This is a genomic window from Terriglobales bacterium (assembly GCA_035624475.1).
GTDB lineage: Bacteria > Acidobacteriota > Terriglobia > Terriglobales > Acidobacteriaceae > DASPRL01.
In genome coordinates, this window is sequence record DASPRL010000077.1 from 1 (window position 1) to 6394 (window position 6394).

At 68.9% G+C, this 6394-nt stretch carries 8 protein-coding genes; 2 read left to right on the forward strand and 6 right to left on the reverse strand.

Annotated features, from left to right (window positions below; all coding sequences use genetic code 11):
- Both VEG08_03360 and VEG08_03365 read right to left on the reverse strand, forming a co-directional pair.
- The coding region (locus VEG08_03360) for a chorismate synthase (GenBank protein ID HXZ27019.1) at positions 1-288 on the reverse strand (288 nt) is incomplete at its 3' end.
- A gap of 77 nt (positions 289-365) precedes the next feature.
- On the reverse strand, positions 366-800 hold the full coding sequence (locus tag VEG08_03365; protein HXZ27020.1) for an SRPBCC family protein: 435 nt from the start codon (positions 798-800) through the stop codon (positions 366-368).
- A 95-nt stretch (positions 801-895) separates the two neighbouring features.
- On the opposite strand from VEG08_03365, the gene VEG08_03370 reads away from it, so the two are divergent.
- Both VEG08_03370 and VEG08_03375 read left to right on the forward strand, forming a co-directional pair.
- Positions 896-2116 carry an NAD(P)/FAD-dependent oxidoreductase gene (locus VEG08_03370; protein ID HXZ27021.1) on the forward strand — a complete coding sequence of 407 codons (1221 nt, stop codon included), beginning with the start codon at positions 896-898 and terminating at the stop codon, positions 2114-2116.
- A complete protein-coding gene (locus VEG08_03375; GenBank protein ID HXZ27022.1) occupies positions 2113-3066 on the forward strand; it encodes a transporter in 954 nt (317 codons plus the stop codon). Before VEG08_03370 ends, VEG08_03375 begins: the two co-directional genes overlap by 4 nt.
- On the opposite strand, the gene VEG08_03380 is transcribed toward VEG08_03375, so the two are convergent.
- The 4 genes from VEG08_03380 to VEG08_03395 all read right to left on the reverse strand — a co-directional run.
- Positions 3063-4250, reverse strand: a complete 1188-nt coding sequence (locus VEG08_03380; GenBank protein HXZ27023.1) for a pyridoxal phosphate-dependent aminotransferase — start codon at positions 4248-4250, stop codon at positions 3063-3065. The genes VEG08_03375 and VEG08_03380 overlap by 4 nt on opposite strands.
- 9 nt (positions 4251-4259) lie before the next feature.
- On the reverse strand, positions 4260-5327 hold the full coding sequence (locus tag VEG08_03385; protein HXZ27024.1) for an NAD(P)/FAD-dependent oxidoreductase: 1068 nt from the start codon (positions 5325-5327) through the stop codon (positions 4260-4262).
- 25 nt (positions 5328-5352) lie between these two features.
- On the reverse strand, positions 5353-5952 hold the full coding sequence (locus tag VEG08_03390) for a hypothetical protein (protein ID HXZ27025.1): 600 nt from the start codon (positions 5950-5952) through the stop codon (positions 5353-5355).
- Positions 5953-6157: 205 nt separating this feature from the next.
- On the reverse strand, positions 6158-6394 hold a 237-nt coding region (locus VEG08_03395), incomplete at its 5' end, for a hypothetical protein (protein ID HXZ27026.1).

Here is a 6394-nt window from a genome sequence, read left to right on the forward strand (position 1 = left end):
GGGATCGCCGGGCTCCACCGGCAGCGCCTCCTGCCAGTTCTGCCAGTCCTTGTTCTCCAGGCGCAGCGCGATGGGCGAGCCGATGGTCGCGCCCTGGCGTACTCCGGAGAGGAAGTGGGCGGAGTCGCGTTCGATCCTCATGCGCCCGCCGCGGCCGTAGCCCTGCTGCCGCCGCCACAGTTCGCGGTCGACGAACTCCGGGTCCACCTTCAGGCCGGCGGGCAGGCCCGAGAGCACGGCCACCAGGGCCTCTCCGTGCGATTCTCCGGCAGTGTGGAAGCGCAGCATGGTCAGGGCTCGCGCCGCGGCTCGAAACGAGGCGCGCGAAGCCTAGGATTCTATCAGGTCGGACTCAGCTCCGAGTCTCAACGCGCGCAGTGTTGCTTCACCCGCTCCCAGGCGGCCTGGTAGGTCTTCTGCAGGAAGGCCGCCAGCGCGCCTTCCTGCTCCGGTGGACTGACGAACTCGGACTTCAGCTCGGCGAAGGTGCGATCGCCGTCGGTCACGGGCAGCAGCCGCACCGTGGCCCGGTAGGAGGACATGGGCACCGGCGCCTCCAGCATCTTGTAGGTGAGGACGTGCTCGGCGTCGGAAAAGGCCAGCAGTTGCTCGCGCATGCGCCCGCCGCCTTCCAGGCCGAAGCTGCGGACGCAGCCCACGTGGTCGCCGCCCAGGGACCCCTCCAGGCGGCTGTCGGTCACGCCCGGGAACCAGTGGGGCAGCCCGTTGAAATCGCGGACCAGCTTCCACACTTTTTCGACCGGGGCATCGATCACTGCCGAAACGTAGAGCTTCGCCATGGTTTCCTCACGCGCCGAGCATTCTACCCGAAAGGAGAGAAAATCCCTGCGCAGGGCCGCGCCACGATGTATCCTTTCGCGCCCAGGAGATTCGCATGTACGACGCCATCATCGTGGGAGCGCGCTGCGCCGGTTCCCCGACGGCCCTGCTGCTCGCTCGCCGGGGATACAAGGTCCTGCTGCTGGACCGGGCCACGTTTCCCAGCGACATGCCGCTCTCCACGCACTACGTCCACCAGACGGGCACGGCGCGGCTGAAGCGCTGGGGGCTGCTGGACAAGCTGGCAGCGTCCAACTGCCCTCCCATCACGGGGAACTACTTCGACTATGGGGCATTCACCCTGACCGGCTCGCCTCCGCCGGCCGAAGGCGTGCAGGAAGCCTACGCGCCGCGGCGCAAGGCGCTCGACCCCATCCTGGTGGAGGCGGCAGCGGCAGCCGGCGCCGAGCTGCGGCAGGGGTTCTCGGTGCAGGAGCTGGTCTGGGACAAGGACCGGGTCGCCGGGATCCGCGGGCGCGAGGCGAGCGGGGCCACGGTGACGGAACAGGCCCGCATCACCATCGGCGCCGACGGCATGCACTCCTTCGTCGCCAAGGCGGTGCAGGCCACCGAGTACGACACTACGCCTCCGCTGGAGGGCGCCTACTTCTCGTATTGGAGCGGGGTGAAGATGAAGGGCTGGCACCTGTGGCCGCGGCCCTACCGCATCGTCTTCAGCTACAACACCAACGACGGTCTGGCGCTGGTGGGTGTGGCCTGGGCGATCAAGGATTTTCCCGCCATCAAGGCCGACATCGAGGGCCAGCACATGCGCGTAGTGGCCGAGGATGCGCCCGAGCTGGCCGAGCAGATGCGCGCCGGGCGGCGCGAGGAGCGCTTCGTCGGCGGCGCCGTGCCTTCCTACTTTCGCAAGCCGTACGGGCCGGGGTGGGCGCTGGTCGGCGACGCCGGCTACCAGAAGGACCCCTGCACCGCCTCCGGCATCACCGACGCCTTCCGCAGCGCCGAATGGCTGGCTGAGGCCATCGATGCCGGGCTGAGCGGCCGCCAGGCCATGGAAGCGGCCCTGGCCGGCTACGAGCAGCAGCGCAACCAAGCGGCGCGGGCGTACCACGGGCTCACCTGCCAACTGGCCGCGCTGCAGCCGCCTCCGCCGGAGACGCAACGACTGCTGGCGGCCCTGCAGAGCAACCCGGAACAGCGGGCCCGCTTCTTCGGGGTGCTCGCCCACACCGTCCTGGTCGAGGAGTTCTTCTCCCCGGAGAATGTGCAGAAGGTCCTAGGTGGGAGCCCGGCGGGAGCGTCGGCCTCGTGAAGCCGATCCGCCGTGCCATGGTCCTGGCGATCCTGGCGGCGCTGCCGGCGGCACGTCCCGCTGCCGGGCAGCAGGTCCAACTGCCGCCGATGAACCTGGGCGCCACTTCGTTCATGGACGGGGTTGCCGGTCCCGGCGTCCTGCTGCAGCAGACCCTCTTGCCCTACCATGCCGGCCGTATCAACGGCGCCGATGGCCGGCAGCTTCCGGGCGATAACTCGGTCACCGCGCTGGGCTCGCTCAGCCAGGTGGTCTTCATCTCGCGGGTGAAGTTCCTCGGCGCCTACGTGGGAGCGGAGATCCTGCTGCCTGCGGCACACGTGAACGTGGAGACCGACCTGGGGGTGCGGGGCAGCGACGGCGGGGTCGGCGATCTCATCCTGGGCCCGGTCATGCTGCAATGGCCGGAGCACAAGGTCCTGGGCAAGCCCCTGTGGCAGCGGGTGGTGCTCGACATCAATGTGCCCACCGGCAGCTACGACCGCAACGCCGCCGTCAACGTCGGCTCCAACCTGGTGAGCATCAATCCGCACTACGCGGTCACGCTGTTCCTCACCCCCAAGCTGGAGACCAGTTGGCGCTTCCACTATCTCTGGAACTCGCGCAACCACGACCCGAATCCCGCCTATCGCGCCCCCAGCATCCAGCCCGGCCAGGCCTTCCACTTCAATGCGGCGGTGTCGTACCAGGTGAGGCCGCGGCTGCGCGTCGGCGTGAATGCCTACTACCTGAAGGAGATCACCGACCCCAGGATCGGCGGGTTGGCCGTGCCCAATGCGCGGGAGCAGATCGCATCCCTGGGGCCGGGCATGATGCTGTCGCTCAAGCCGGTGGACCTGATCATGAACGCGTTCTTCGAGATGGGGGCCGAGAACCGGCCGCAGGGGGTGAGGGCGGTGGTCCGCATCCTCAAGTTCTTTCCCCGGCCGGAGCCCAAGGCCAAGCCCTAAGCCATCCGGCGCACGACCGGATCCAGCCGGTCGAAGGCTTCCTGGAGGATGCGCCGCGAGGTGGCAAAGCAGAGGCGCAGATGGCCGGTCGCGCCCGGCCCGAACCAGCGCGCCGCGCCCGGGACCAGCGCCACCCGGGCCTTCTCGCGCAAGTGCTCGCACACTTGCTCCGCGTCCTCACCCAGCGAGCGGATGCAGGGGAAGACCACGTAGGTGCCCTGGGGCGGGGCGACGGTCACACCCGGCCACTGCCGCAGGCGCCGGAGGGCGTAGTCGCGCTGTCCCTGCAGGAAGCCGACGAACTGGGCCAGCCAGCCGAGGCCGCCGTGCAGGGCCGCGATGACCGCCACCTGCGACAGCACCGAAACCCCAAAGACGGTGCCGGGGGCGTCGGAGGCGTTCACGATCTCCTGCCGCCACTGCGGATCGGAGCACACTACGCAGCCCACCCGCAACCCACCCAGGGCGAAGTTCTTGGAGAAGCCGTGAACGGTGACCGTCCGGCGCGCGATCTCGGGTGAGAGCGAAGCCAGGGCCACGTGGCCGTTGGGGGGATAAACGATGTCGGACCAGATCTCGTCGGAGAGCAGGCGCAGGCCGTGAGCGAGCGCCCACTCGGCCACGCGCGCCTGCCAATCTCCCGGATAGACCACGCCCAGCGGGTTGTGAGGATTGCACAGCCACAGCATGCGGGTGCGCGGGGCGAGCCGCGCCTCCATCCCCGCTATGAACTCCTCCGCCGTGGTCGCGGTGGTCACGGGGACGCCCACGGGGACCGCGCCGGCGCGCGCGATGGTGTGGCTGAGGATGAAATCCACCGGGTCCGGGATGAGGACCTCGTCTCCGGGCCGCAGGCTGGCTCGCCCCACCACCGCCATGGCCGAAGCGGCGCTGTCGGTGGCGAAGACATGCTCGGCGGTGCAGTCGAGCTTCCGGGTGGCGCGCATCCACTCCGCCACCGCCTCGCGGAACTTGGGCAAGCCCTCGGGCGGACCGTAACTGAGCACTCCGTCCTGGACGTAGCGGACCAGCTCCTGCTGGATGGCGGGGCAGATGGGGAAGTCGGGGTCGGCGGCGGTGAGCGGGATCACGTCGGCGGGCTGCTGCGCCCAGCGCAGGTTGAAGGCGCGCTCGCGCAGCAGGTCCAGCCGCACCGCGTCGTCGGAGAAGAAAGCGTCGCTCATGGAAGGATTCTACTTGGCAATGGGCAGAACCACATTGTCGTTCAAGGGCGCCAGGAAGCGCTGCACCAGCTCGCGTCCCTGAGCCACATAGGGAGCGCACTGCTGGCGGCGCTGGCGGGTGTAGGCGGCGAGTGCCTGGAGGAGATCGGGCTGCGTCACTGCCTGCGCCAGCGCGACGGCGTCGGCGATGGCCGACGACACCCCCTGGCTGGTGAAGGGCGAGAGGGGATGCGCCGCGTCCCCCACCAGCACCAGGTTGCCGTGGTGGAAGTGAGGAAGCAGGTCGGTATCGACCGGGCGCCAGACGTAGACCCCGGAGAAGTCCGTGGCGGCGAGCATGGCCGGTACCGGCTCCGCCCACCCTCCCACCATCTTCTCCACGAAGGCGTGGCGGGACTCGGCGCTCTCCTGGGGCGGCGGAAAGCGGTGGGCGTCGAACTGCACGAACCAGACGACATGGGCCGGGTTCACCGGCAGGACGCCGAGGGCGACGCCGCCGCCGGCGGCATGGAACTTGTTGAAGTCGCGTCCCGCCCAGCGCATGACCTCCTCGGCGCCCGAGATCCCCACCACCTCCAGCACCTGGGCGTCGGTGGCAGGCCAGTCCGGGAACAAAGTCTCCCTCGCGCGCGAGTGGATGCCGTCGGCGGCCACGTACAGGTCGGCTCGCACGTGCTCTCCCGAACTCATGCGGGCGGCGGCGACGCGGCCGGCGCCGTCGAACTCCAGCGCTTCCAGCTCCACCTCGAAGGCGGGGGCGCTCTCCGGCGGCAGGGCGCGCATCAGGCAGGCGATCAATTCGCGGCGCCGCATGCTGCGCGAGCCCGCCGGCATGGCTTGCTGGTGCAGGACGCGCCCGGAGGCGTCGCGCGCCTGATAGCCGGCCAGGGGCACGCCGGCCAGACGCACCCCGAAGCTCTCCAGGCAGGCGATGCCCTCGGGCATGAGGATGAATCCCATGCCCGCCTCGTGGCTCAGGCGAGTGCGCTCGAAGACGCGGCAACGGCACCCCTGGGCGTGCAGGGTGATGGCGCTGGTCAGGCCGGCGACCCCGGCGCCGAAGATGGCGACCTCCATGCTCATGCTCCCGGAAACGCGGTGGCTACTTGATGAACCGTGCCTTGGCCCGCGCGTATTCCTCGAACAAGGGCTGCTCGTAGTCCTTGAGCGTCGTAGGATCGCGGAAGCGCGTGCCGAAGCGCAGGTGGTAGGCGGAGAACCAGTCCTCATCCTCGCCCACGAACAGGATGTCGTGGATGGCCATCAGACGCATGGCCATCAGGGGGTAAGGGGAATCGTAGGCGCGCAATTCCGGATTGCGTACCGAGGGCTTGTCACAACCGGGATAGCACTGGGTCACCATCATGCCGTCGTGCACGAACGCCGGCTTGATCAAGGTGTGCACCAGGTCGAGCACGGCCGCCGACTCCTTGGGGATCTCGGGGAAGACCACGATAATGGCCTTCTGTCCTTGCTCGCCGGGCTGGAATGGAGGAACGGCACGCAGCGCCTCGCGATACTTCATCATGGCCTCGGCGATGGGCTCCGGGCTCTGGCCGTTCATCTCGCGGCGGATGTCGATGTAGAAGGCGTTGCTGTCGAGCGAGGGCTTGACGAAAGGGCAGATGGATTCGGCCGGCCCGGTCGGCCGGCGCCGCATCTGCTCGTTGGGCACCACCAGAAAGTCATGTGCCCACTTCACGACAGCATTCGCCACCTGGATGTCAGCGTTGGAAAACATGGCAGGCAAGTACCCCTTGCTCACCCGGCTCGGGGGGGGATTTGTGTAGGGCATTTTAGCGCATTTCCGCTCGAAAGTAGGAACAACGCTCCAGGATGCCGGGAGCGCGTGAATGGCCCGGGACCGAGGTCCCGGGCCATTCAGATCACGGGCCGGCCGGTACCGGCTACTGCTTGATCTCCACCGGCTGCAGCAGGCTGAAGCTGAGCGCGGATTCGGCGGGAAAGGTGATGTCCTTGTTGCCGGTGAAGGCGGCGCCTGCAGTGCCGGCGCCGCCGCCCGCGGCTGCGCCGATGGCCGCGCCCTTGCCGCCGCCGGCCAGCGCGCCGATGATGGCGCCCGCCGCCGCTCCGCCTCCGATGAAGGCGGCGGTGCGCTTGCCTTTACCCTTCATGCTGCGGGT